Genomic DNA, 26,378 nt, shown 5'->3' on the forward strand with positions numbered 1-26,378 from the left:
GAATCAGTCATCAAAGTGGCTATAATGTGTTGCATGTGCCGGGTTGAAAACCATTTATCGGTTTGCTCATCAAACTTTCATATGAGCTTGGTGTTTGTGTTAATCTGGTGTAAGATGATTGAGCTTGAAAGCCGCAAGCAAGTTGTGGCTTTTTTGCCGTTTTTAGCCAACCAATTGAGTTAATTGGCTGACCGTTTAAATAAATGATAAGTCTATTTTTATAAAATAGCCGATATAATGGGTGACAGCTAACGGTGTTTGACCATTAGCTGTCCGTTTAAAAGGAGTTTCAATATGTGGCGCTATTTGAAGCGACTATTAATTGGTAAGCCGCTAAAAACTTTAGATGAAGGCGGACAATCGCTGACTAAATTTAAGGCATTGGCCTTGCTTTCATCAGATGCACTTTCCTCAGTGGCGTATGGGACTGAACAGATTACCACGGTGTTGGTAACATTATCCGCTGCGGCAATCTGGTTCTCCCTGCCAATTGCTGGGATTGTGCTCATTTTACTGTTGGCGATTACGTTATCGTATCAACAGATTATCCATGCGTATCCTTCGGGTGGTGGGGCCTATGTGGTTGCTACTAAAAACTGGGGTCGTCCGGCTGGATTAGTCGCTGGTGGCTCGTTACTGGTTGACTATATGTTAACCGTGGCGGTTTCTGTGACGTCAGGGACTGAAGCGATTACGTCGGCAATTCCAGCCTTGTACAATCATCAAGTTGGGATTTCTATTGTGATTGTGTTGTTTGTTATGGCGCTCAACCTGCGTGGGATGAGTGAGTCAGCAAACTTCTTGACCGTACCGGTGTATTTCTTCGTCGTGATGATTCTGTTAATGATTTCTGTGGGAATCTTTAATATTGCCACAGGTCGCATTGTTTATCACGCTACAGCTGCTGTGGGGGCGCCGGTTAAAGGGATGACGGTATTACTGTTCATCAAGGCCTTTAGTTCTGGGTCATCATCGTTGACTGGTGTTGAAGCCATTAGTAATGCGGTGCCAAACTTCAAGAAACCGAAGACAAAGAATGCTGCAGGGACACTGGCTATCATGGCCACCATTTTGGCGTTCTTCTTTGGCGGTATCACGTTCATCAACTACTGGTTGGGGATTAAGCCAATGGCAACTCAAACGGTCTTGTCTCAGATTGGTGTTACCGTCTTCGGACATGGATTACTGTATTACTTGTTCCAAACGTCCACGGCCATGATTTTGGCGGTTGCGGCCAATACCGGTTTTTCAGCCTTCCCAATCTTAGCCTTTAACTTGGCTAAGGATAAAAACTTACCACATGCTTACATGGACCGTGGTGACCGGTTGGGTTATTCAAACGGGATTATTACGTTAGCAGCAGGTGCCATTGCCCTAATTGTAATTTTCCATGCGCAAACAACGCTATTGATTCCACTGTATGCGGTTGGTGTGTTCGTGCCGTTTGCTCTATCACAATCAGGGATGATTATTCATTGGCGGCGTGAACGTGAAGGCTTCTGGCAAGGGAAAGCATTTATCAACTTTGTCGGTGCTTTTATCTCAGCTGCCATTGCCATCTTCTTGTTTGTTACTCGGTTTAGTAATGTTTGGCCTTACCCAATCGTGATGGCGTTGCTAATGTGGATGTTCCACAAGATCCATTCACATTACATGACTGTTGCTGAACAGTTGCGAGTTGCGGCTAACGTTGAGACAAAGCCACACCACTATGACGGGGCGACTGTCATCGTGTTGGTTTCAAACGTCACACGGGTGACTAAGAGCGCGATTGATTACGCTGAGTCCATTGGGGATTATGTCATTGCGATGCACGTTTCGTTTGACCAGAACCCGGGTAAGGAACGTGAGACGGTGACTGAATTTAAGCGCGACTTCCCGAATGTCCGGTTTGTGGATATCCATTCATCTTACCGGTCTGTTTCTGGGCCTGTGCTAAGGTTCTGTGATGTTATTGCCAAACGTGCGGCCGAGCGAAATTACAGTACTACGGTATTGGTACCACAGTTCGTGCCTAAACGACCGTGGCAAAACATTCTGCATAACCAAACGAGTTTACGTTTGCGCTCAGTGCTGAATTCGCGTGAAAACATCATTGTCTCCACGTATAACTACCATTTGAAACAGTAATTAACTAAATTTTGTTTTATGAAGATCCTATTCGAAATTTGAATAGGATCTTTTTTTATTGGCACATGTGTCGAGGCTCGTTACGCAAGCTTTACACAATCTATACAACACATACATGAGGCTTTTACGTTGATTCGCTATGCTTTATTCAACGGGTAAGGTAGGTTGTTACTCAAAAAATGTGGGGGTTAGATTATGAAAAAAGCAGCTTTAGTGAGCGTCCTAGGATTGAGCTTGGTATTTACCTTGGCAGGTTGTCAGTCGGCTAAGCATACCAACGTTGCGAGTGCAGATAAGAAGATTTCTGGCAAGGTTGTCGCGGTTGGATCTACTGCACTCCAGCCTTTAGTAGAACAGGCGGGACAAACATTTCAGGATGATCATTCAGGTGTCACCATTAATGTACAAGGCGGCGGTTCCGGTGCCGGACTAGGTCAGGTATCCAAAGGTGCAGTTAACATTGGCAACTCTGATCTGTTTGCTGAGGAGCAAAAAGGTCTTAATACCGCCGGAATGGTCGACCATCGTGTGGCAGTAGTTGGGATGGCGCCAGTAGTAAATCCTGATACGAATGTGAAGAATGTGACCAAACAACAGTTGAAGGATATTTTTACTGGTAAGATCGACAACTGGAAAGCAGTTGGTGGCAAGGACGAGAAAATTGTCATTATCAATCGTGCTAAGGGATCAGGTACACGCGCAACGTTTGAAAAATTCGGACTGGACGGTCAACAAGCTGCCCAGAGTCAAGAACAAGACTCTAACGGGACTGTTCAAAAGATTGTTAAAACGACTCCTGGTGCCATTAGCTATCTCGCCTTTTCATACATTAAGCCGGACATGCAAGCCCTCAGTATCGACCACGTTAAGCCAACGGACGCGAATGTTGCTGATAATCACTGGAAAATCTGGTCCTATGAACACATGTACACTAAAGGTAAGGCTAGCCTCGCCACAAAGACCTTTATCAAGTTTATGACGAGCGATGCTATTCAAAAGCACCTCGTTAAAAAGCTTGGCTACATCCCACTGACGAGTATGCATGTCAGCCGTGATGTGAACGGTAACATGCACAAAGGTGCTTAGAAAAGCGAATTAAAAAGTATATTTTTAAAGATTAAAAATAAAAGCGGGACATAACACGTTTTGGCTTTCTCAGGTAACTTGAATAAGGGATTCATGGGTGTCTTTCCCATGAATCCCTTATTCGTGTTAGATGAGCAAAAGTCAGTGTTATGTCCCGCGTTTACGTCAATTTTTCATCCGCATGACCCTTTGCGGTTGAAGAAAAATTGCCTGTTGACGTTTCATTAGAAATTGAGTTGAGGCGTTATGTCCCAGTATCATTTTTAGCCGTTAAATGTATTTTAATCGAGGCCTTACGGGCATTATTTGGACACAGCATAAGGAACTTCTGCGAATTCTTCGTCGATTTTCTTGAGTTGTGCTTGACCGTTCGTTTTGCTCGTCAATTCAGTGGCAAACTGAATATCATCTGTACCAACAAGAACCGTAACTGTAACAGCAACGCCGTAGTCGGTTCCAACAATGTGGTCGACGCGATCAGCCAACCAAGTATTTAGTGGTTCAGCCTGTTTGTAGTCCAAGGTGATCTCATATCGTGTTAAAATTTTCCGCTCGACGATTGGAGCATCTTGAATAGCCAAACTTGCAGAACTGCCATACGCGCGAATGAGGCCGCCAGCGCCCAGCTTGATGCCGCCGAAGAAACGGGTGACGACAATAATGACGTTATGCAGATGTTGTTGCTGGATGACATTTAGAATCGGTGATCCGGCCGTCCCAACAGGTTCACCAGCGTCGCTTTGGCGGGTTAACTCATCGTGATCGCCAGCTACGTAAGCGTAGGCGGCGTGATTAGCCTTAGCGTGTTGTGCCTGGACTTGATCCAGAATGTTTGTTGCATCGGTTTCGGTTGTGATTGGCGCAGCATAACCGATAAAACGCGATTTTTTAATGGTTTGTTCAGCTTCGTGAGCGGTGGCAAGGGAAAGAAAAGGAAATTCTGACATTTTTGTCCTCCAACAAATAAATCTGCTTAAAAATACGTATGTAAGGTTATGAACGAGATAATGCTTAAAAAGCGGGGATGAATCATGAATGAAGAGTTATTTGGCCGTCAATTAACGGCTACACAATTGCCGCCGACTTTTGAACCAACAGATCCGCGAATCGTGTCACGACCTGCAATGACGATTAGTGGCCGGTGGGTTCGTTGTGAACGATGCCATCAGCAACTTGAAAAAGCTCATGTGGCATTGCCAGCAGGCGGCTACTACTGTCTAGGTTGCTTGGCTCTGGGGCGGATTACGAGTCGACAATCGTTGTTGACCATCCCTGAACCGAATGCATTTCCACCACAAACGACCACACTGACGTGGGCGGGATCACTGACGCGATTACAACAAATTTGTGCGCAGGATGTTCAGAGCGTCTTCGGCAAACGTCAGCGCCACTTATTATGGGCAGTTACGGGAGCGGGCAAAACCGAGATGCTGTTTTTAGGATTAGCAGACGCGCTCAAACGCGGTGATCGGGTGGCGGTTGCCTCACCGCGAGTAGACGTGTGTATTGAGTTATTCCCACGGTTTCAACAAGCATTTAAAAACACGCCGATGGTTTTGCTTCATGGCCAGTAAACCGAACATTATCGATACTGTCAGTTTACTGTGTGTACGACGCATCAACTGCTTCGATTTTATCATGCTTTTGATGTTTTAGTGGTTGATGAAGTTGATGCCTTTCCGTTTGCACAAAACAAGCAATTAATGTTTGCCGTCGATCAAGCCATTAAACCTGATGGTGCTTGCCTATACCTAACAGCCACACCGGGGACTGAACTGATGCACGCAGTGACTAGGCGGCAATTAACAATGAGTTACTTACCGTTACGATTTCATGGTCATCTGCTTCCTGAAATTCAGTGTCGAGGAGCGTGGCACTGGCGTGAAAAATTGCAACGTGGACGATTACCGGCAGGCCTGCAGGTTGCCATTACAGCTCGCCTGCGTCAGCACAAACGTTTTTTGCTATTTGTCCCACATGTGGCACAATTGCCGGATGTTGCGGCAGCTATTGGACATTTTGCACCCAGAGCGTCGTTTGTCACTGTTCATGCGGCAGATGGAGAACGGGTTGAAAAAGTGGCTGCAATGCGTCAAAAAAAAGTGGATTTTTTAGTGACAACCACCATTTTAGAACGGGGAGTGACGTTTCCAGACATCGATGTATTGGTGCTGGGCGCTGATGATGCGGTGTTTTCCACGGCCGCATTAGTACAGATTGCCGGTCGAGCAGGCAGAAACGCTGCCGCACCGGACGGGACAGTTATTTATTGGATTGAACAAACAACGCTTACGCTGCGCCAGGCAATCCGTCAGATTCAAGTTGTGAACCAAAAGGGAAGGCGGTTACCCGAATGGCGGCATGCCTGATGTGCCAAAAGATGTTATCTAAGAGCCTGACTATTCGTGCGTTATTAAGTTGGCGAAAAGTGACGGACGATGTTATTTGTAAAAATTGTAAGGCTACTTTTACTGTTATTCGTGAATCAAAAGCGTGTCCTCAATGTGGCCGAAATCAGGAAAATCAGGAGATTTGTCAAGATTGCCAACGCTGGCACTTAATGCCGAACACATTGAAGATCAAAAACCGTGGTTTATTTCAATACACGCCGGTCATGCATGACTACATGCATCAGTATAAATTCAATGGCGATTTGAGATTAGCAAAGGTTTTCCAACATGTTGTACAACTGGCAGTTGATGCGGCTCAAGTTGATGTTGTGATACCAGTGCCAGTGTCAGACACAACGTTTGACCACCGCGGGTTTAATCAAGCAGCCGAGTTATTGCAATTGGTTGTGGAGAATCGCCATTCTCCAGTTGTTTGTCCTGCACTTAAAGTGGTGACACATGACAAACAGCAGCAATCCAAGCAAGGACGAAAAGACCGAATGACTCGTACCCAACCGTTCGTAATTGATCCGAACTATGCGGAAAAATTGCATGGCAATAAAATTTTAATCTTTGATGATGTCTATACGACTGGCCGAACGCTACACTTTGCAGCACAGGCGTTGCAAACGGTTGAAGTCGTTTCGATGATAGGGCTTACATTAGCAAGATAACAGTCTTTAAGAGGGATATCCGTTGAGAGTTTGAAGCGGGTTGGTTATAATGAAACTACAGATAGAGATAGAGTGGTCCTATCGAAATCAATTCATGTTTGGATGGCGTCGTCCACATGTGAATCTAAAAGCCCCCGCATAGCGGGAACTTAGTTCGGAAGGGAGCGAAGTTTTATGTTAGATGTACAAACTCGTGGAGAAAACATCTCTGTAACCGATGCACTCAGGGACTACGTAGATAAAAAGGTGACTAAGATTGGTCGTTATCTAGAGCCAAATGTTAGCGCCATTGCGCATGCAAACTTGCGCGTTTATCCCAACAAGACCGCTAAAGCGGAAGTCACCATTCCATTGCCTTACTTAACATTACGGGCAGAGGAAACTTCTGATGACTTGTACAAGAGTATTGATACCATGTCAGATCGACTAGAGCGTCAAATTCGGAAGTACAAGACAAAGGTTAACCGGAAGTCCCGTGAAAAGGGCTACAAGGGCTTAGACTTCCGTCCAGATGAAGAAGCAACACCAACTCAGCCAGAAACGCGGTTTGATGTTGTGCGGACCAAGAGTTTGCAGTTGAAACCAATGGACAATGAAGAAGCAATTCTTCAGATGGATCTGTTGGGACACGACTTCTTCATTTACCAGGACGCAGAGACGGATGAAGTAAATGTTGTTTATCGTCGTAATGACGGTCGTTATGGTTTACTTCAAGCTGGTTCAAATGACTAGCGCCGTCACAATCATCGAATAATTTAATTTTGTTTACCTTACCCACCGTTATGGACAGCATCCGCAACGGTGGGTTTTGTTTGGCTTTTTTCTGACTGGTTTGAGCTGAATGTGTTTGCAATGAGAAGCTTAAATGATAGAATGAATATCTGATAGACTGCACTAGTTGCAACGTTTAACGCGTTTTTAGGGAAGGATAAAGTTACAACATGCCAAATGTATTAAAACGCTGGGTTGAATCTGATGCCCGGAAAGTTACGCGTTTAGGTCACACAGCTGATAAGGTGATGGCTTACGAAGATGAATACGCAAAATTAAGTGATGAAGATTTACAGGCTAAGACGCCTGAATTTAAAGAACGCTACAAAAAGGGTGAAAGTCTTGATGACTTATTACCTGAAGCATTTGCGGTAGCACGTGAAGGGGCCAAACGTGTTTTAGGTTTGTTCCCATTTCGCGTTCAAATTATGGGGGGCATCGTGCTCCATAATGGGGATATTGCTGAAATGAAAACCGGTGAAGGGAAGACGTTGACGGCGACCATGCCTGTTTACCTTAATGCCTTGACCGGTGATGGTGTTCACGTTGTTACGGTTAACGAATACCTGTCAGAACGTGATGCTACTGAAATGGGTGAACTGTATAACTGGCTTGGTCTGAGTGTCGGCATTAACGGCTCTGAGAAGTCGGCCGAAGAAAAACGGGAAGCCTACAACGCTGATATTACTTATTCCACTAACGGTGAAATTGGGTTTGATTATCTACGTGATAACATGGTTGTTTACAAAGAGGACCAAGTACAACGTGGCTTAAACTTCGCCATTATTGATGAAGTTGACTCCATTTTGATCGATGAGTCACGGACGCCATTGATTATTTCAGGTGGTTCAGCTGGCAATACGAATTTGTACGAACGTGCTGATCGGTTTGCCAAAACGCTGCGTGAAAAGAGTGATTATAAGGTTGACCTGGAATCCAAGACGGTTTCGTTAACGGATGAAGGAAACCGTAAAGCAGAAGAATACTTCGGCTTGGACAATCTGTATGACACTGAAAATACAGCTTTAACTCACCATTTGGATCAAGCTTTACGTGCTAACTACATCATGTTTAACAACAAAGACTATGTGGTTCAAGACGGCGAAGTTCAGATCGTGGATTCATTTACTGGTCGAATTATGGAAGGCCGTCGTTTCTCAGATGGTTTGCATCAGGCTCTGGAAGCTAAAGAGCATGTGGACATTCAAGAAGAAACCAAGACAATGGCCAACATCACGTATCAGAACTTATTCCGGATGTATAACAAACTTTCAGGGATGACTGGGACAGCCAAGACGGAACAGGAAGAATTCCGTGAGATTTATAACATGGAAGTTATTTCAATTCCAACCAACCGGCCAGTTATTCGTAAGGATGAGCCTGATTTACTGTACCCAAGTTTGAAGAGTAAGTTTAACGCGGTTATTAATGAGATCGTTAAACTTCACAAAAAGGGTCAACCCATGTTAATTGGGACGGTGGCCGTTGAAACTTCTGAATACTTGTCACATCAATTGGACCAGTTGGGCATTCCCCATAATGTTTTGAACGCTAAGAATCACGCGCGTGAAGCCGAAATTATCATGAATGCTGGTCAAAAGGGTGCCGTAACGATTGCCACCAACATGGCCGGTCGTGGGACGGATATCAAGCTTGGACCTGGTGTTAAGGGAGTTGGCGGATTAGCCGTTATTGGGACTGAACGACATGAGTCACGACGGATTGATAATCAGCTTCGTGGCCGGTCTGGTCGTCAAGGTGATCCTGGCTTTTCACAATTCTATCTGTCACTGGAAGATGACTTAATGTTACGGTTCGGTTCAGATCGCGTTAAGGCTATCTTGCAACGGATGAATGTGGAAGATGACGATGCGGTAATTAAGAGTCGACTCATTACACGCCAGGTTGAATCAGCCCAGAAACGTGTTGAAGGGAACAACTACGACTCACGTAAAAATGTTCTGCAATATGATGATGTTATGCGTGAGCAACGTGAAGTTATTTATAAGCAACGGCAATTAGTTATCAATGAGCCTGATGATCTTAAGTGGGTGATCATGCCGATGATTGAACGAACGGTTAACCGGATTGTTGACATGCATACTAATGGTGACCAAAAGAAGTGGGAACTTGACAGTATTGTCGACTTTGCCCGTTCAGCAATGGTTAATGATGATGCGATTTCAGAGGATGATTTACAAGGTAAGTCTGCTGATGAAATCAAGTCATATCTAATGGATCAAGCCGAAACTGTGTACAAGGACAAGCAAAAGCAACTTTATGACCCTAGTCAAATGCTTGAATTTGAAAAGGTGGTTGTGTTGCGTTGTGTGGACTCTCACTGGACAGATCACATTGATACGTTGGATCAACTACGGCAGTCCATTCAATTGCGTGGTTATGGTCAGTTGAACCCGTTGATTGAATATCAAAGTAATGCGTTTACCATGTTTGAAGAAATGATTTCCGATATTGAATACGACGCAACCCGTCTGTTCATGAAGAGTGAAATTCGTCAAAATATGGAACGGTAATAATTAACAACACTTAGAAGGACTGTCTCACCTTGTTTACAGGTATGACAGTCCTTCATTCATTAATTACACAAAGATAAGGAGTGAGCATATGGAATTAGCAGAGGCACGCCAACGTTTGGCCGATATGCAACAACAAATCACGAACTTTAGGGGGTCACTTTGACCTCGATGCCTTGAACCAAAGTATCGCTGAAAACGAGGCACGAATGGCGGAGCCACATTTTTGGGATGATAACGTGGCCGCTCAACAAGTTATTGATGACAATAATGCGCTGAAGGCAAAGCACGACACATTTATGGAGCTTGACCAGGCCGTAGAGGACCTTGCAGTGACGATTGAGTTATTGGAAGAAGACGATGATCCTGAAATGGCAGCTCAGTTAGATGAAGAAATGACCACCACTGACAAAAAGTTGCAGTCATACCGGCTGACACAGCTATTGGATCAGCCTTATGACGGTAATAATGCCATTTTAGAAATTCATCCCGGTGCTGGTGGTACGGAATCACAAGATTGGGGTCAAAACCTCATGCGGATGTACACGCGATGGGCCGAACAGCATCAATTCAATGTCGATATTGTTGACTACCAAGCAGGTGACACTGCCGGCTTAAACAGCGCAACGTTGCTCATTAGTGGAACAAATGCGTATGGCTATTTACGGAGTGAAAAAGGCGTGCACCGATTTGTGCGGATCTCACCGTTTGATTCAGCCGGTCGGCGACACACCTCGTTTGTTAGTGTTGATGTTATGCCAGAATTGGATGATTCCGTCCAGGTTGATCTGAACCCTGACGACATCAAGATGGAAGTTTTCCGTTCAAGTGGTGCTGGTGGTCAGCACATTAATAAGACGTCATCGGCCGTGCGTTTGATCCATATTCCCACAGGGATTGCTGTTTCTTCACAGGCGCAGCGGTCTCAGTTTCAAAATAAGGCCACTGCAATGGCCATGTTAAAGGCCAAGTTATATGAACGTGAGGAACAAAAAAAGGCCGAAGAAAAGGCGAAACTGGAAGGGACTCAGCTTGAGATTGGTTGGGGATCACAAATTCGCTCTTACGTTTTCCAGCCTTACACGATGGTGAAGGATCACCGAACAGATTATGAAACGGGTAACGCCCAAGCGGTGCTCGATGGCGATCTTGATCCGTTTATTGATGCTTATTTACAATGGAATCTGAAACAGAAAAATCCTGATTAGACGAAATGCAAACGCGTTTGTTGTGATGCCTGTCAAACGTCGTGTTTGTTAGACGACTTCAAAGTTTAATATGATATACTGCACCTGACATTTGACACAGACATTGACAATTTGGAGAGGAAATAGCCATGAAACGAGTTCTGGTGGTCGATGATGAACCGAGTATTGTAACGCTGCTACAGTACAATCTCGAACAAGCAGGATATGCGGTCGAGATTGCCACAGATGGTCCAAAAGCCTTAGCAAAGATTCGCGAAGGTGGTTACTTTTGTGTGCTACTAGATTTAATGTTGCCAGAATTAGATGGTATTGAGGTGACAAAACAGGTTCGTCGAGATGGTATTCAAACACCGATTATTATCGTCACGGCCAAGGGTGAAGAATTTGACCGGGTGTTTGGCCTCGAAATTGGTGCGGATGATTATATTACCAAGCCATTTTCACCACGCGAAGTGTTGGCACGCATTAAGGCGGTCACCCGCCGTAGTGAGCGGACAGCGGTCACTCAGAAAGAACCCGACCGACTAGTTCAAGTTGGTGCGTTAACGATTGATGAAGACCGCTTGCAGGTAAAACGGGATGATCGGCCGATTGCATTGACACCCAAAGAATTTGAACTGTTAGATTATTTTGCCGAACGGCAGGGCAGAGTGTTGGATCGCGATACGTTATTGAATGGTGTTTGGGGGTTCAACTACGCAGGTGATAGTCGCATGGTCGATATGCATGTCAGTCATCTGCGGGAAAAGATTGAACCGGATCCCAAACATCCACAGTATTTAAAAACCGTTCGTGGCTTCGGCTATCAATTTGGTGAATAGCGTATGAGAACTTTAGGCAGACGTTTAATATTTATTGCAGGTGTCGTCAATTTAGGGCTATTATTTTTGCTGATCGGCGTTATTGGTCACGTTTCAGAATCACGTTTAAAAATGATCGTCGTGGTCATTGTTTTTGGCGCGATGGTTTTGGAAACGTTAATTATTGCGTGGTTAATTGCCAACCAGCAGCGTGTGGTCAGTGATTTAACAACGCAAGTCTTACGGTTGAGCTCCCCAAAGGATGCACGACGGATTATTTTACCTGACAATCATGCTTATGCCGATTTGGCCCAAGCAATCAACATGGCCGCTGACGAATTACGTCATCAGAGCCACGTTTTCCAACGTCAGGAAAATGAACTCGATAATTTACTTGAGTATTTACCAGTGGGTGTTATTGTGATTGATCGTCATCGGATGACACAATTATTGAATCCGATGGCGGCTCAGTTGCTAGAAATCAATACGGACCCGCAAGCGCATTTGTATACGGCAGATGTGCGGCAGTATGACTTAATGACTCAAATTGAAACGACAATGCGCGATCACAGTAATATACGACAAACATTGACGTTACACTTACCGACATCGCCTAGAACACTTGAGGTTTCAACCATCTATACGGAACCGCGGCCAAACCATCAGCAAGTGCTCGTTTTGCTGTACGATCTTACGGAAGTCACTCAAATCGAGCAGATGCAGTTAGACTTCGTTTCCAATGCCTCACATGAGTTGAAAACGCCGTTAACAGCCATTGCTGGTTTTACAGAAACATTGTTGGCAGGAGCTAAAGATGATCCGGAAAAGCGGGATGAATTTCTTAAAATTATTGATGAACAAGCCCATCAATTGATGGACCTAATTGAAGATGTTTTATCCGTTTCACGTTTGCAGAATCCTGTGAGCCAAACAGCTACGTTAACTAAAGTTGATTTGCACAAGCTAGTTGATCGACAGCTAACGTTACAAGCTCAGTCTATTCAGCGGAGTACTTTAAAGGTCACTAATCAGGTTCCAGAAGAAACCATGGTAGAGACAGATGTTACGAAGTTAGAACAAATCATTAAGAATTTGATCTCTAATGCGGTTAAATATAATCGTCCCGGTGGTGAGATTCACATTATGTTTACCGCAACTTCTCTGCATGGGTGGCAACTTAGTGTTCAGGACACTGGCTATGGCATCGCGGAAGAACAACAAGGCCGAATTTTTGAACGCTTTTACCGGGGGGATCCATCCCGGACAAAGCAACGTGTTCCAGGTACTGGCCTGGGATTGGCGATTGTCCAGGAGTTGGCGACCCTATTAAAGGGTGAAGTAAGCGTTAAGAGTCAACTAGATGTCGGGACGACCATGACAATTAGTTTTCCTAAGTAACTAGCATTAAATAATCATTTGAAAACAGCGTTTGCGCTAGCATACAGTCATTGAAAAAGACTGATGCTGGGGCAAACGCTGTTTTTGTAAACGTCTTTACACAACCTTTACATGCTGACCAAGAGTCCTTTACATCAATTCGATACACTGAGTATATGCAAAAGCGTGATGCGCAGACTTCTGGGCGACAGGTGCACGTTTAAAAGAGTGGTGCCGAAGCTTGGCATTTTTAGGAGGGACAGCATGAACAAACGACGCATTGCAGGTGTGGCCTTGTTCTTGATTGCCGTTGGCGGACTATTAGGATTGGGTTACCAAACACGTAACCGTTCTTCAGCAGGCGGTTCAATTACAACGGTGGGATCAACCGCGTTGCAACCACTGGTTGAGGCAGCTGGTGAACAATTTAGTGGTGATCATCTCGGCGTTTTTATTAATGTTCAAGGTGGTGGTTCAGGAACTGGATTGAGTCAAATCCAAGAGGGAGCCGTCGCAATTGGTGACTCGGACGTTTTCGCCGAAGAGCAGTCAGGCATTCATTCACATAATTTAGTTGACCATCGTGTTGCCGTTGTCGGAATTGTTCCGATTATCAATAAGGAAGTTGGCCTAAAAACGTTAACCACAGCGCAGTTGCAAAAGGTTTTCGATGGTACGTATACAAACTGGCGAGAACTTGGTGGCAAAAATGTCCCAATTACGATTGTGAACCGAGCCCAGGGATCTGGTACACGGGCGACATTCGAAAAGTGGGCGTTACGTGGTCACCGCGTGAAAACAGCTCAAGAGCAGGATTCATCTGGGATGGTGAGATCCATTGTCAGCACAACACCTGGGGCCATTAGTTATGTCGCGTTTTCTTACGCTAATAAAACAGTTCAGAAGGTTGCAATCAACGGTGTGGCGCCGACAAATCAAAACGTCACGTCTAACAAGTGGCAAGTTTGGTCATACGAGCACATGTATACGAATGGCCGTCCCAAAGGCGTCGCAAAATCATTTTTAAACTACATTGAATCACCAAAAATTCAGTCAACATTAGTACGACAGTTAGGTTATATCAGTATTTCTCAAATGCATGTGGAAAGAGATGTAAAAGGTCGGGTTACGGTGATTCGTTAGTTAGGAATGAAGGAGAGCAAACGGCATGGATAAGATAAAAGAGAAGTTGCAACAAACATCGCAGGCGACACGTAGTGAACGACGAGGCCGCTTTATCAGTTTCCTAGCGCTAATTTTAATTCTGGTGGTTGTGATTGCTATCTTTTGGTTTGTGGCTGCTAAGGGGTTAGCGACATTCTTTCAAAACCACATCAACGTGGGGGATTTTTTAAGCGGAAAAACATGGGATCCGTCTGTCAAAGGTGCTAATGGAAAGCCTGAGGTCGGCGCACTACCGATGATTGTTGGATCGTTTTTAATTACGTTGTTATCGGCGCTAGTGGCGACACCATTTGCGATTGGAACGGCAGTGTTTATGAATGAAATTGCGCCACGCAACGGAGCCAAGATTTTGCAGCCGGTTACTGAACTGCTGGTAGGAATCCCCTCAGTTGTTTACGGATTTATCGGACTGTCAGTCGTTGTCCCATTTGTTCGCCACGTGTTTGGTGGCAGTGGTTTTGGGATTCTTTCAGGGACTTTTGTTCTATTCGTAATGATTCTGCCGACCGTTACTTCGATGACGGCCGATACACTCAAGTCGGTACCACGTTATTACAGGGAAGCTTCGTTAGCACTAGGCGCCACTCGCTGGCAAACAATCCATAAGGTAGTTCTCCGTGCGGCGACACCTGGTATTTTAACAGCGATTGTTTTTGGGATGGCACGGGCATTTGGCGAAGCACTGGCTGTCCAAATGGTAGTCGGTAATGCGACACTGCTACCGCATAATTTAGTGTCACCATCCTCCACGTTGACTTCTGTTTTGACGGAAGGCATTGGCAATACGGTTATGGGCAGTTTGCAAAACAACGCTTTGTGGTCATTAGCATTAGTTCTATTGATCATGTCTTTGTTCTTTAACGTTATCATTCGGATTATTGGACGGAAAGGGGAACTCCGCTAATGAATGCAAAAACGGCAGACAAAATTGCAACAGCAGTGTTTTACGCCATTGCGGGTTCGGTCATCTTAATTCTAGCTTTTCTACTTGGATACATTTTGATTTCAGGTTTTCCCAAACTGACGTGGCAATTTTTGACAACAACGGCAAAGGCCTTTACGGCCGGTGGGGGGATTGGCATTCAATTATTTAATTCATTCTATTTATTACTTTTGGCCATGTTGATCTCGTTTCCAATTGCACTTGGGGCCGGTATTTACCTCAACGAATATGCCAAACAAAACTGGCTAACAACGATTATTCGGACCGCTATTGAAATTCTTAGTTCTTTGCCATCAGTAGTGGTTGGTCTGTTTGGGTTCTTACTCTTCGTTGTCCACATGAAAATGGGCTTTTCAATTTTATCAGGTGCCTTGGCCTTGACGTTTTTCAACCTCCCGTTGCTGACCCGAAGCATTGAAGGTTCGTTAGCTGCCATTCCTAATCTTCAACGAGAAGCTGGATTGGCCTTGGGGTTGTCACGCTGGGAGACAGTTACCCACGTTATTTTGCCCGCGGCCGTTCCCAGCATCCTGACCGGTGTTATTCTCAGTGCTGGCCGTGTATTCGGTGAGGCGGCTGCTTTGATTTACACATCAGGACAATCGGCACCAGCACTAAACTTTGGCGACTGGAACCCATTCAATATTTCGAGTCCGTTAAACCCGATGCGTCCGGCCGAAACGTTGGCGGTGCACATTTGGAAAATTAATTCGGAAGGCATTATGCCAGACGCGAGCGCAGTTTCTGCAGGTTCTTCGGCCGTTCTGGTTCTGGCAGTACTGTTATTTAACTTCTTGGCACGCTGGCTCGGTCGTCGCTTATATCATCGATTAACGTCCTCAACCAACTAAAACACGTCCGAAGGGAGTCATGAGGATGAGTGAAAAGATCAATGCATCAGCAGATGCACCATTACGTAATATTTATCATTTTGATGAAGCAACGCATGAAATTGCATTATCCACACATAACTTGCACGTGTTTTATGGTGATAACGAAGCACTGACAGAGGGTGATTTACAATTTGAACGCTATAAAATCACTGCCCTTATTGGTGCATCCGGGTCTGGTAAATCTACTTTTTTACGCTCGCTTAATCGCATGAATGACGGAATAGCAAGAGTAGAGGGCGAAATTCGTTACCGTGACTTGGACATTAATAGTAATCAAATCGATGTTTATGAAATGCGTCGTCATATCGGGATGGTGTTTCAGCGACCAAATCCGTTTGCCAAATCCATTTACGATAATATTACCTTTGCTTTGAAACAACGCGGTGTCAGGAACAAGCAGCGCCTTGATGAAATCGTAGAAACATCGTTACGTCAGGCTGCTATGTGGGATCAGGTCAAAGATGAACTTCATCAAAGCGCACTCGCTTTATCCGGTGGACAGCAACAACGATTATGTATTGCCCGTGCCATCGCGATGGCACCCGACATTCTCTTGCTGGATGAACCGGCCAGTGCACTGGATCCCGTTGCCACTTCACAGATTGAAGACACATTGTTACAACTTAAGGAAAAATATACCATCATTATTGTGACGCACAATATGCAGCAGGCCGCGCGAATTAGCGACTATACCGCTTTCTTTCACCTCGGTAAGGTGCTGGAATACGACGAAGCCCGCAAAATTTTTACCCGTCCCAAAGTCGCAATCACAAATGACTATATTTCAGGTAACTTTGGTTAAAATGGGGAGGCTCAGTGTAATGGCACTACCGATAATGTCTACGGATAACTTACATTTGTTCTACGGGAAAAAGGAAGCCTTAAAAGGAATCAACCTCGATTTTCAAGAAAAAGGGATTACCGCGCTCATTGGCCCCTCAGGATGTGGTAAATCAACTTTTCTTCGTTGCTTAAACCGTATGAATGATTTGATTGATGATGTGACCATTACGGGTAACGTGATGTTTAAGAATCAAAATGTTTATGCGCCGGATACAGATATCGTGGCTCTTCGTAAGGAAGTTGGCATGGTTTTTCAACAGCCTAATCCGTTTCCATTTTCAATTTATGAAAATGTAATTTATGGATTACGATTGGCCGGCGTACGTGATAAACAAGTTCTTGATGAAGCGGTTGAACGTAGTTTACGTCAGGCAGCCATTTGGGATGAAGTGAAGGATGACTTGCACAAAAATGCCTTAGCTTTATCCGGTGGACAGCAGCAACGTGTTTGCATCGCAAGAGTCCTGGCCGTTTCACCGGATGTTTTATTACTAGATGAGCCGACCAGCGCTCTCGACCCGGTGTCTAGTCACGTGATTGAAGAAACTTTGTTGCAATTACGGTATGATTACACTGTGATTACGGTGACACATAATCTTCAACAGGCATCACGAATTGCGGACCGAACTGCCTTTTTCCTTCAAGGTGAACTGATTGAAGTAAGCGATACTAAAAAAATGTTTATGGATCCTCAGAAACAGCAAACACAAGATTATATTTCCGGTCGTTTCGGCTAACCGAAACCGCTTTAGCAAACATTGGAAAAGGAGTTGGCATTATGCGACGGTTGTTTGATGATGAACTGAATGATTTGGATACTAGTTTTACAGAAATGGGCATGCTTGTTTCTGAGGCGATTGGGAAAGCCGTGACTTCATTTGTCAATCATGATCGAACGCTCGCCCAGTCAGTCATTGATGATGATCATCTAATCAATGATCGTGAAGTCGCACTAGAAAAGAAATCATTTGAAATGATTGCTTTGTATCAGCCGGTGACGACAGACCTAAGGGAAATTGTGACGATTTTGAAGGCCGTTTCTGACCTGGAACGAATGGGGGATTACGCTCGCAGTATTGCGCATTCAACGATTCGGGTCAAAGGAAACAAACGGGTTGCTACGACGGAACAACACATTTCAGAGATGGGCGCTATTGTTCAACAGATGGTCGCAGATGTACTAGACGCTTATGTAAAAGATGATGATGGTCGTGCCCGCAAGATTGCTGCAGTGGATGCACAGGCTGCAGACTATTATCAGTTAATTTATATGGAAAGTATCGATCAGATGCGACAAGATCCCGAAGTTGTAATTGGCAGTACAGACTACCTGTCCGTAGCACAGTTCTTAAAGCGCATTGGCGATTACGTGACCAACATTTGCGAATGGATTATTTATCTTCAGACAGGTAAAATTGTCGAATTAAATCCGCGGAATGTCGATTCGGGAACGGAAAATAAATAGTTGAATTAGTAATGAATTGATTAAAGGCAGCTTGTCCCTTTTGAGTGAATTCGCGTGTTTTCAGGAACGTGAAGAAACGATAATGAGGGTGAGCTGTTTTAGTGTTTATTAAGGGCTTTTGAAAAATTGGTCACGGTGCGCTGTTTGCGATAAAATTAGGACATTCAGGTTACACAACAGAAAGCGAGGTAAACCTGCTTGAGCAAACGAAAATTGACAAAGTCAGCAACGGATCGTTGGATTGGTGGCGTATTCGGTGGCATTGGTGAGTATTTGCACATTAATCCAACAATTTTGCGAATAGCTTATATTATTTTGGCTATTGCGATTCCGCCTCACTGGTTGATATCGTTGGTGGCGGTGGTTCTGTATGGTGTTCTACTGTGGTTTTTACCAAATGACCGTCAGCAGAGTGATGCATCATTTTTTAACTTATTTGGTGACTTATTTAGTGGTCAGAGTGCCTCACAATCCTCTCGATCACGAGCACGAAAACAAATCCATGCCGAAGAACGTGACGTGCATGAAAATAAAGGGGATAAACAATAAAAATGAAGTTTTGGCAACGGATTATTGTCGATGCACTATTATTTATGGCGATTGCCGGATTTTTCCGCAATAGTTTTGCGGTTTCTAGTGTGTGGTACGCGTTGGTCGCCAGTTTAGTGTTGGCGATTTTAAATGCGGCCATTAAGCCGATCTTGGTGGTATTATCATTACCAATAACATTTTTAACGTTAGGGCTGTTTTCAATTGTCATAAATGCACTGATGTTGGAACTGACAAGTTTCTTCGTTGGCGCACAGAATTTCCATATTGCCAACTTCGGCATGGCAATGTTGGCAGCGATTATTATGTCCATTTGTAACGCCGTCATTTCTGGGTATTTTAGTAAAGAGTGATGATAGAAGAGTGATGCCGAAGCCCTGAGAGAAGTTGAGCAATAACGTGGAAGGCTTGGCATTCGGCGGTTTTCCGAATGAAACGACTTACGGGTTATGCGCAGGCTTCTGGGCGACAGGTGCACGTTTAGAGTGATGCCGAAGCCCGGGAATGTTCGAGCAACAACGTAGAGACATATTTAAGGAGGAGTATTCGTGGCAGACAGTGTAACGATACGGGAGCTGGTAGAGAATACCAGGTTAACCGTCTATTATGGTAAAGAGTATCTGGACGATCGCCGCATTACGACACCGGACATCTCACGTCCGGGTTTGGAAATGACTGGTTATTTTAACTATTATCCACCGGAACGTATTCAGTTACTGGGGATTACAGAAACGTCATTTTCTAAAAAGATGAGTCATGAGGAGTTACTCATGATTATGCGGAAGATGGCAGATCCTAAAACGCCTTGTTTTGTTGTGTCAACTGGAATTGAACCACCGGCAGAGCTGATTCAGGCGGCAACAGAGCAACATATTCCTGTGTTGGGGTCCAAACAAACGTCATCGCGAATTCTTTCAAATATGTCGATTTACTTAAGTGGCGTATTGGCAAAACGGCAATCGATTCACGGTGTGCTAGTTGATATTTATGGACTTGGGGTTCTTATCACTGGTGACTCAGGTGTTGGTAAATCTGAAACGGCCTTGGAACTTATCCGTCGTGGACACCGGCTGATTGCGGACGACCGGGTTGATGTTTATCAACAGGATGAACAAACATTAGTTGGTGAGGCGCCAAAGATTTTAAACCACTTAATGGAAATCCGTGGGATTGGTATTATCGATGTGATGAATCTGTTTGGTGCTGGTGCGGTCAGAAGTCAGGCCAAGATTCAACTGATTGTTCATTTGCAAAACTGGACGCCTGATGCTCAATTTGATCGTTTGGGCAACGCAGATGATGAGCGCCAAATCTTCGACGTTCAGGTACCGATGATTTCAATTCCTGTTAAGACAGGTCGTAACTTGGCCATCATTATTGAATCTGCCGCGATGAACTTCCGTGCTCGCTCTATGGGGTATGATGCGACAAAGACATTCGACGACAATTTAAACAGTTTGATTCAGGAAAACTCCAAGCGTGATGAAGCTGCTGAGGCAGCAAATGAAGCAAAGACGACCGATGATAGTGCATCGGCCACTAAGGATAAGGATTAAAGCATGGCGTTTACTTCACTTGTTGGGGCGTTGAACCCAATCGCACTGCATTTAGGACCCATTGAGGTTCATTGGTATGGCGTCATTATTACTACCGGTGTTTTCATTGCGTTATGGTTGTCTGTTCGTGAAGCCCGCAGACGTCAGATTAATCCTGATGATCTATATGACTTTTTGCTCTGGGCATTACCGGTTGCGCTGATTTCTGCACGTATCTATTATGTTGTTTTTCAATGGTCCTACTATCAACATCATTTAGATCAGATCATTGCCATCTGGGATGGTGGTATTGCGATCTATGGTTCACTCATTGGTGCCATTATTGTGGTGATTCTGTTTACCCGCTGGCGTAAAATTCCGACATTTCTGTTTCTGGACGTGTTAGCGCCGACCGTGATTATGGCGCAAGGAATTGGTCGATGGGGCAACTTTATGAACCAAGAAGCTTTTGGTAAAATAACCACATTGGCACATCTGCATGCCTTGCATTTGCCACAATTTATCATCACACAAATGGACATTGGCGGCGTTTATCGTACGCCGACATTCCTGTATGAATCCGTATGGGACATCGCCGGCTTTATCTTTCTGTTAGCTACGCGTCACATTAAGGGGTTGTATTTGCGTGGCGAGGTTTTCTTTATTTATGTAGCATGGTATGCGTTTGGTCGGTTTTTCGTGGAAGGTATGCGGACTGATAGCCTAATGTTAGGCCCAGCACGCGTATCACAATGGCTGTCCGTTGTTCTCTTTGTTGGTGCTTGGGTCTGGTTGATCATTCGGCGTCGACAGCATAATGTGCCATCTTATTTATCAGGAATGACGGTTGCAAAGAAATAACTCATGTTCGCAATAAATTGAGGAGAAACTAATGACAACAAAAATTGCAGTGCTGGGCGCTGGATCTTGGGGCAGTGTACTGGCAAACTTATTGACGGAAAATGGGCAAACCGTTGCTCTGTGGTCTCATAAAGCCAGCCAGGTGGAAGAAATGAATCAACACCACACAAACCAAGCGTATATGCCAGGCTTTGAATACCAACATAATCTGATGGTGACTGATGATATGGCTGAAGCAATCAAGGATGCATCTGTTGTTCTGTTTGTTGTACCAACGAAGGCAATTCGTGAGGTCAGTGCTCAGGCTGCTAAATTAATAATTGCTAATCATCAAAAAGTAACAATTGTGCACGCAATCAAAGGGCTGGAACAAGAAACATATAAACGGGTCTCAGAAATGTTAACGGAAGAGATTCCATCTGCTAATCGGGATGCGGTTGTTGTTCTGTCTGGTCCTAGTCATGCCGAAGATGTTGCGAAAAAGGATATTACGTTGATAACAGCCGCATCGTTAAATGAGGATGCGGCGAGAAAAGCACAAAAACTCTTTATGAATTCATATTTTAGGGTTTATACTAATACGGATGTGATTGGTGCTGAATTTGGTGCCGCTTTAAAGAACATTATTGCTATTGGTGCCGGTGCTTTACATGGACTGGGATATGGCGATAATGCGAAGGCTGCATTAATGACCCGTGGCTTAGCTGAAATAAGTCGATTAGGTCAATCGTTTGGTGCTAATCCGTTAACGTTTATCGGCCTTTCTGGTGTCGGTGATTTAATCGTAACGGCGACAAGTTCAAATTCACGCAATTGGCGTGCGGGAAATGAACTTGGTCAAGGTAAATCGTTACAAGAAGTCATTGATACCATGGGCATGGTAATTGAAGGTGTGGCTACCACAAAGGCGGCCCACGAACTAGCCATTAAACGCCATGTTGATATGCCAATTACGGACGCTATTTATGACGTTCTTTACAACGGAGCCGAAGTTCGCTCAGTCATTACCGGATTGATGCAACGTGAAGGTCGCGCTGAAATTGGTTAGCAAGTTGGTTATGGCTGGGGTAAAGTAGACCACGTTATCGTGGGAAAAACGAAAGGAATTTGTTGTTATGCAAAAAGTTAGAAAGGCCATTATCCCTGCAGCGGGTTATGGCACGCGTTTTTTACCAGAAACTAAGGCAATCGCCAAAGAAATGTTGCCGATCGTTGATAAACCAACGATTCAATTTATTGTTGAAGAAGCCCACAAGGCCGGCATCGAGGAAATCTGTGTCGTAACAGGACGTGGCAAACGTTCTATTGAAGACCACTTTGATTCAGCCCCAGAATTGGAAGCTGATTTAGCAAGTAAGGGTAAGGACGCTATGTTGCATGCCGTCCAATCAAGTAACGACAGCAACCTTTACTTCATTCGTCAAAGCCACATGCGTGGTTTAGGTGACGCTGTGTTAACAGCAAAAGACTTTATCGGTGATGAACCATTTGTTGTTTTACTTGGTGATGACTTGATGGAAGACAAGGTTACTTTAACGAAGCAACTGATCAACCGTTATGAAGAAACTGGTGATTCAACTCTGGCCGTTATGCGTGTTCCTCATGAAGAAACGAACAAGTATGGCGTGATCAACCCAGCCAAGGAAGTTTCTGATGGTTTATACCAAGTTAAGAGCTTCGTTGAAAAGCCTAAACCAGAAGATGCTCCCTCTGACTTGGCAATCATTGGTCGTTACTTGTTGACACCTGAAATTTTTGAAGCTTTGGAACAAACACCTTATGGTAAAGGTGATGAACTTCAATTAACAGATGCCATTGACTTGCTGAACAAGAAGCAACATGTTTACGCTCACGAATTTAAAGGTGACCGTTATGATGTTGGTTACAAGTTTGGTTTGATTAAGACAAACATTGAATTTGGTTTGCGTCACCCTGACGTGAAGGACGAACTGCGCGAGTACGTGCTTCAGTTGGCTGACGAAATTAAAGCTAACACAAAATAATGAACACACAAACGTGCTGACGCTGGGTTAATCGGGTCAGCACGTTTTTACCTCTGGGGGTATAAGCAAAAGACTTGTATTACTTACAAAAAGATAGTAGACTGTGTCCATTGATAAATTGATAGGCGGTAGGAGGAAAGTCGATATGGCAACAAACTATGATGTGATTGTGATCGGTGCTGGCCCTGGTGGAATGACGGCGGCATTGTATGCTTCACGGGCAAACTTGTCAGTGTTGCTATTGGATCGCGGAATTTATGGCGGTCAAATGAACAATACTGCCGCAATTGAAAACTATCCGGGCTTTAAATCCATTCAAGGACCTGATCTAGCTAGCGCCATGTATGAAGGTGCCACGCAGTTTGGTGCTGAGTATGGTTATGGCGCTGTGGAAAAAATTGTCGACAATGGTGATACTAAAACTGTGACGACAGACACTGATGAATACACTGCTAAGGCGGTCGTTATTGGGACGGGTTCTCAATATCGCAAGCTTGGTGTGCCAGGGGAAACTGAATTTTCAGGTCGTGGTGTTTCATACTGTGCTGTCTGTGATGGTGCGTTCTTTCGCAATAAACACGTTGTTGTTGTTGGCGGTGGGGATAGTGCTATTGAAGAGGGAATTTACCTGACTCAATTGGCTGATAAGGTGACTGTTGTTCATCGTCGGGATCAGTTACGCGCCCAGAAAGTGGCTCAGGATCGGGCATTTGCTAACGAGAAGATGGATTTTGTTTGGAACACGGAAGTGACTAAAATTGTTGGCGACGATATGAAAGTCACGGGTGTTGAATTAAAGAACAACCAAACTGGTGAAACCAGTACAATGGCTGCCGATGGTGTCTTCATTTATGTCGGTAATGTACCGATGACAGAACCATTCGCTGGTCTTGGCGTTACAAACGAAGTTGGTTGGATTCCAACTGATGACAAGATGCGGACCAGTGTCCCTGGTGTCTTTGCTATTGGCGATGTTCGCGAAAAGGACTTACGCCAGATTACGACTGCTGTCGGTGACGGCGGTATTGCCGGCCAACAGGTTTTCCAATATTTGGAGGATTTAAAGGCTAAGGCTGCGGTTAATTAAATATTTGATTTTAAGTGAACGATTGGAGTGTGTTTCATACAGAAAGTTGCAAAATTGCAATTTTTTGTGTGAGGCACGCTTTTTTTATTTATTTTGATTGATAAAGCCCGATGAACGGGCGACGTAAACAATATGAATGCGGTATACTTAACGTATATTTGTGACTTTGGTCTAGATGAATGGAGATGCAACTGTGGATTGGAAAGATACTTACCAGGTTTGGAATAACCAAGAAAACCTGGAAACAAGTTTGAAGACAGAATTAACAGCTTTAAAGGGTAATGATGAGGCATTGGAAGATGCCTTCTATCAGCCAATGAGTTTTGGTACTGCGGGGATGCGTGGTGTCATGGGACCTGGAATCAACCGGATGAACATCTATACGGTGCGCCAGGCTACAGAAGGTTTAGCTACATATATGGATACATTGGGCGATGACGTGAAGCAACGTGGTGTTGCCATTAGTTTTGACTCTCGCTATCACTCAACTGAGTTTGCCCACGAGGCCGCAAAAGTTTTAGGCCAACACGGCATCAAGAGTTTTGTGTTCGAAGGCTTACGACCAACACCAGAATTGTCCTTTACGGTTCGTCATTTAAAGACGTTTGCCGGCATCATGATTACTGCAAGTCATAACCCAAAGCAGTTCAACGGTTACAAGATTTACGGTGAAGACGGTGCGCAAATGCCACCGAAGGACTCTGATTTAATCACGAGTTACATTCGTAAGGTCACTGATTTGTTTGCTATCCAAACTGCCGATGAAGCTGAATTAAAGGCTAACGGGTTGGAAACGATTATCGGTGAAGACGTGGATAAGGCTTACTTGGACAACGTCGCCACTGTCACAGTTGATCATGATTTGGCCGCTGAAGAAGGCAAGGACATGACCTTCGTCTTCACACCACTTCACGGTACTGGACGGATGCCTGGTGAACGTGCGTTACGCAATGCTGGTTTTAAAAACTTCATCACGGTACCGGAACAAGCTGAGCCAGACGGTGACTTTCCAACGGTTAAGTTCCCAAACCCAGAATTTTCTGAAGCTTTCGATTTAGCAATTAAATTGGGTAAAGAAAAGAATGCGGATGTGCTGATTGCAACAGATCCAGATGCTGATCGTTTGGGAACCGCAGTGTGTTTGCCAAACGGCGACTACCAATTATTGACCGGTAACCAAATCGCCGCATTGATGTTGCATTATATTTTGGAAGCCAACAAAAATGCCGGTACATTGCCTGCTAATGCGGTGGCTGTTAAGTCTATCGTCTCAACTGAGTTTGCCACCAAGATTGCCGAAAGCTACCACGTTGGCATGATCAATGTGTTGACTGGTTTCAAGTTTATCGCTGAACAGATCCAAAACTTCCAGGATACAAACAGTCACACGTTTATGTTTGGTTTTGAAGAGAGTTACGGCTATCTGATTAAGCCATTTGTTCGTGATAAGGATGCTATTCAAGCCTTAACGTTGCTGGCTGAAATTGCTGCGTACTATCGTAAACAAGGAAAGACGTTATACGATGGCTTGGAAGGCTTATACAAGCAATACGGTTACTTCCGTGAGCAAACGATTCAACAAACCTTTGAAGGTATTGAAGGACCAAAGAAGATCGAAGCAATCATTCAGAAGTTCCGTCAGGCTGCCCCAAAGAGTTTCGCTGGTTACGATGTGACAGCTGTCGATGACATTGCTAAGGGCACAAAGACCTTTACAGATGGCCACGTTGAACAGTTGGACCTACCACACGCTGAAGTGTTGAAGTACTGGTTAACGGATGGTACGTGGATTGCTGTTCGTCCTTCAGGAACCGAACCAAAAATCAAATTCTACATTGGTACGAACGGTACCACTTTGGATGAAGCAAACGACAAATTAAAGAAGTTTGCTGACGACATCAATGCTTTTGTTGCTGACTAGTTTTGCTAGATACAAACTTTGACAATGGCAAATTACAAGTTTAATCCGAACAAGCCCGGAATCTTTCAATGGCAGTCTGTTGATGATGTATTTTTAATGGTCGTTGATTAATTAGTTCAAGTG

23 protein-coding genes and 1 pseudogene are annotated in these 26,378 nt (G+C 44.4%); 23 read left to right on the plus strand and 1 reads right to left on the minus strand.

Annotated features, from left to right (window positions below; all coding sequences use genetic code 11):
• Positions 1-294: 294 nt before the first annotated feature.
• Positions 295-2,130: an APC family permease gene (locus GB992_RS05665; protein ID WP_161001591.1), complete on the plus strand. Its 1,836-nt coding sequence runs from the start codon at positions 295-297 to the stop codon at positions 2,128-2,130.
• 195 nt (positions 2,131-2,325) lie between these two features.
• Entirely contained in the window at positions 2,326-3,216 is an 891-nt protein-coding gene (locus tag GB992_RS05670) for a phosphate ABC transporter substrate-binding protein PstS family protein (RefSeq protein ID WP_161001592.1), read from the plus strand.
• A gap of 302 nt (positions 3,217-3,518) precedes the next feature.
• Here GB992_RS05670 and GB992_RS05675 read toward each other — a convergent pair whose 3' ends face one another.
• Positions 3,519-4,163, minus strand: a complete 645-nt coding sequence (locus tag GB992_RS05675; protein ID WP_161001593.1) for a YigZ family protein — start codon at positions 4,161-4,163, stop codon at positions 3,519-3,521.
• Positions 4,164-4,247: 84 nt separating this feature from the next.
• Here GB992_RS05675 and GB992_RS11995 point away from each other — a divergent pair.
• The 21 genes and pseudogenes from GB992_RS11995 to GB992_RS05780 all read left to right on the plus strand — a co-directional run bounded on the left by GB992_RS11995 (position 4,248) and on the right by GB992_RS05780 (position 26,255).
• Positions 4,248-5,585: pseudogene (locus GB992_RS11995) on the plus strand (ATP-dependent helicase ComFA).
• On the plus strand, positions 5,570-6,280 hold the full coding sequence (locus tag GB992_RS05685) for a ComFC family protein (protein WP_161001594.1): 711 nt from the start codon (positions 5,570-5,572) through the stop codon (positions 6,278-6,280). Before GB992_RS11995 ends, GB992_RS05685 begins: the two are co-directional and overlap by 16 nt.
• Positions 6,281-6,454: 174 nt before the next feature.
• Positions 6,455-7,012 (plus strand): ribosome hibernation-promoting factor, HPF/YfiA family, encoded by a 558-nt coding sequence (gene hpf / locus GB992_RS05690; protein ID WP_017262149.1) that lies wholly within the window; start codon positions 6,455-6,457, stop codon positions 7,010-7,012.
• A 209-nt stretch (positions 7,013-7,221) separates the two neighbouring features.
• A complete protein-coding gene (secA, locus tag GB992_RS05695) occupies positions 7,222-9,585 on the plus strand; it encodes a preprotein translocase subunit SecA (protein ID WP_161001595.1) in 2,364 nt (787 codons plus the stop codon).
• A 91-nt stretch (positions 9,586-9,676) separates the two neighbouring features.
• Positions 9,677-10,793 (plus strand): peptide chain release factor 2 gene (gene prfB / locus GB992_RS05700; protein ID WP_161001596.1). Its coding sequence is split into 2 segments (ribosomal slippage): positions 9,677-9,748 and positions 9,750-10,793, totalling 1,116 coding nucleotides; the frame shifts between segments, so codons are not numbered across the junction.
• 128 nt (positions 10,794-10,921) lie between these two features.
• On the plus strand, positions 10,922-11,614 hold the full coding sequence (locus GB992_RS05705) for a response regulator transcription factor (RefSeq protein ID WP_161001597.1): 693 nt from the start codon (positions 10,922-10,924) through the stop codon (positions 11,612-11,614).
• Positions 11,615-11,617: 3 nt separating this feature from the next.
• A complete protein-coding gene (locus GB992_RS05710; protein WP_161001598.1) occupies positions 11,618-12,991 on the plus strand; it encodes a sensor histidine kinase in 1,374 nt (457 codons plus the stop codon).
• Between the two features lie 243 nt (positions 12,992-13,234).
• Complete coding sequence (locus GB992_RS05715; RefSeq protein WP_161001599.1) at positions 13,235-14,113, plus strand: phosphate ABC transporter substrate-binding protein PstS family protein; 879 nt, start codon at positions 13,235-13,237, stop codon at positions 14,111-14,113.
• A gap of 25 nt (positions 14,114-14,138) precedes the next feature.
• Positions 14,139-15,059, plus strand: coding sequence for a phosphate ABC transporter permease subunit PstC (gene pstC / locus GB992_RS05720; RefSeq protein ID WP_161001600.1), 921 nt, complete (start codon positions 14,139-14,141; stop codon positions 15,057-15,059).
• Positions 15,059-15,949, plus strand: a complete 891-nt coding sequence (gene pstA / locus GB992_RS05725; RefSeq protein ID WP_161001601.1) for a phosphate ABC transporter permease PstA — start codon at positions 15,059-15,061, stop codon at positions 15,947-15,949. The genes pstC and pstA overlap by 1 nt, the downstream gene beginning before the upstream one ends.
• 19 nt (positions 15,950-15,968) lie before the next feature.
• Positions 15,969-16,793 carry a phosphate ABC transporter ATP-binding protein PstB gene (gene pstB / locus GB992_RS05730; protein ID WP_161001602.1) on the plus strand — a complete coding sequence of 275 codons (825 nt, stop codon included), beginning with the start codon at positions 15,969-15,971 and terminating at the stop codon, positions 16,791-16,793.
• Positions 16,794-16,812: 19 nt separating this feature from the next.
• Positions 16,813-17,571 carry a phosphate ABC transporter ATP-binding protein PstB gene (gene pstB / locus GB992_RS05735; RefSeq protein WP_161001603.1) on the plus strand — a complete coding sequence of 253 codons (759 nt, stop codon included), beginning with the start codon at positions 16,813-16,815 and terminating at the stop codon, positions 17,569-17,571.
• 41 nt (positions 17,572-17,612) lie between these two features.
• Positions 17,613-18,299 carry a phosphate signaling complex protein PhoU gene (phoU, locus tag GB992_RS05740; RefSeq protein ID WP_161001604.1) on the plus strand — a complete coding sequence of 229 codons (687 nt, stop codon included), beginning with the start codon at positions 17,613-17,615 and terminating at the stop codon, positions 18,297-18,299.
• Positions 18,300-18,497: 198 nt separating this feature from the next.
• A complete protein-coding gene (locus tag GB992_RS05745; RefSeq protein WP_161001605.1) occupies positions 18,498-18,848 on the plus strand; it encodes a PspC domain-containing protein in 351 nt (116 codons plus the stop codon).
• A gap of 2 nt (positions 18,849-18,850) precedes the next feature.
• The gene (locus GB992_RS05750) at positions 18,851-19,201 is read left to right on the plus strand and encodes a phage holin family protein (RefSeq protein WP_017262161.1); all 351 of its coding nucleotides are present in this window, start codon (positions 18,851-18,853) and stop codon (positions 19,199-19,201) included.
• Between the two features lie 195 nt (positions 19,202-19,396).
• Positions 19,397-20,404, plus strand: a complete 1,008-nt coding sequence (gene hprK, locus GB992_RS05755) for an HPr(Ser) kinase/phosphatase (RefSeq protein ID WP_161001606.1) — start codon at positions 19,397-19,399, stop codon at positions 20,402-20,404.
• Between the two features lie 3 nt (positions 20,405-20,407).
• Positions 20,408-21,244, plus strand: a complete 837-nt coding sequence (gene lgt / locus GB992_RS05760) for a prolipoprotein diacylglyceryl transferase (RefSeq protein WP_161001607.1) — start codon at positions 20,408-20,410, stop codon at positions 21,242-21,244.
• 31 nt (positions 21,245-21,275) lie between these two features.
• Positions 21,276-22,292 (plus strand): NAD(P)H-dependent glycerol-3-phosphate dehydrogenase, encoded by a 1,017-nt coding sequence (locus GB992_RS05765; RefSeq protein ID WP_161001608.1) that lies wholly within the window; start codon positions 21,276-21,278, stop codon positions 22,290-22,292.
• A gap of 67 nt (positions 22,293-22,359) precedes the next feature.
• Positions 22,360-23,247 (plus strand): UTP--glucose-1-phosphate uridylyltransferase GalU, encoded by an 888-nt coding sequence (gene galU, locus GB992_RS05770; RefSeq protein WP_161001609.1) that lies wholly within the window; start codon positions 22,360-22,362, stop codon positions 23,245-23,247.
• A gap of 145 nt (positions 23,248-23,392) precedes the next feature.
• The gene (gene trxB, locus GB992_RS05775) at positions 23,393-24,334 is read left to right on the plus strand and encodes a thioredoxin-disulfide reductase (protein ID WP_017262166.1); all 942 of its coding nucleotides are present in this window, start codon (positions 23,393-23,395) and stop codon (positions 24,332-24,334) included.
• Positions 24,335-24,527: 193 nt separating this feature from the next.
• Entirely contained in the window at positions 24,528-26,255 is a 1,728-nt protein-coding gene (locus GB992_RS05780) for a phosphohexomutase domain-containing protein (protein WP_161001610.1), read from the plus strand.
• Positions 26,256-26,378: the final 123 nt, after the last annotated feature.

The organism is Furfurilactobacillus milii, from assembly GCF_009863985.1.
Taxonomy (GTDB): Bacteria; Bacillota; Bacilli; order Lactobacillales; family Lactobacillaceae; genus Furfurilactobacillus; species Furfurilactobacillus milii_A.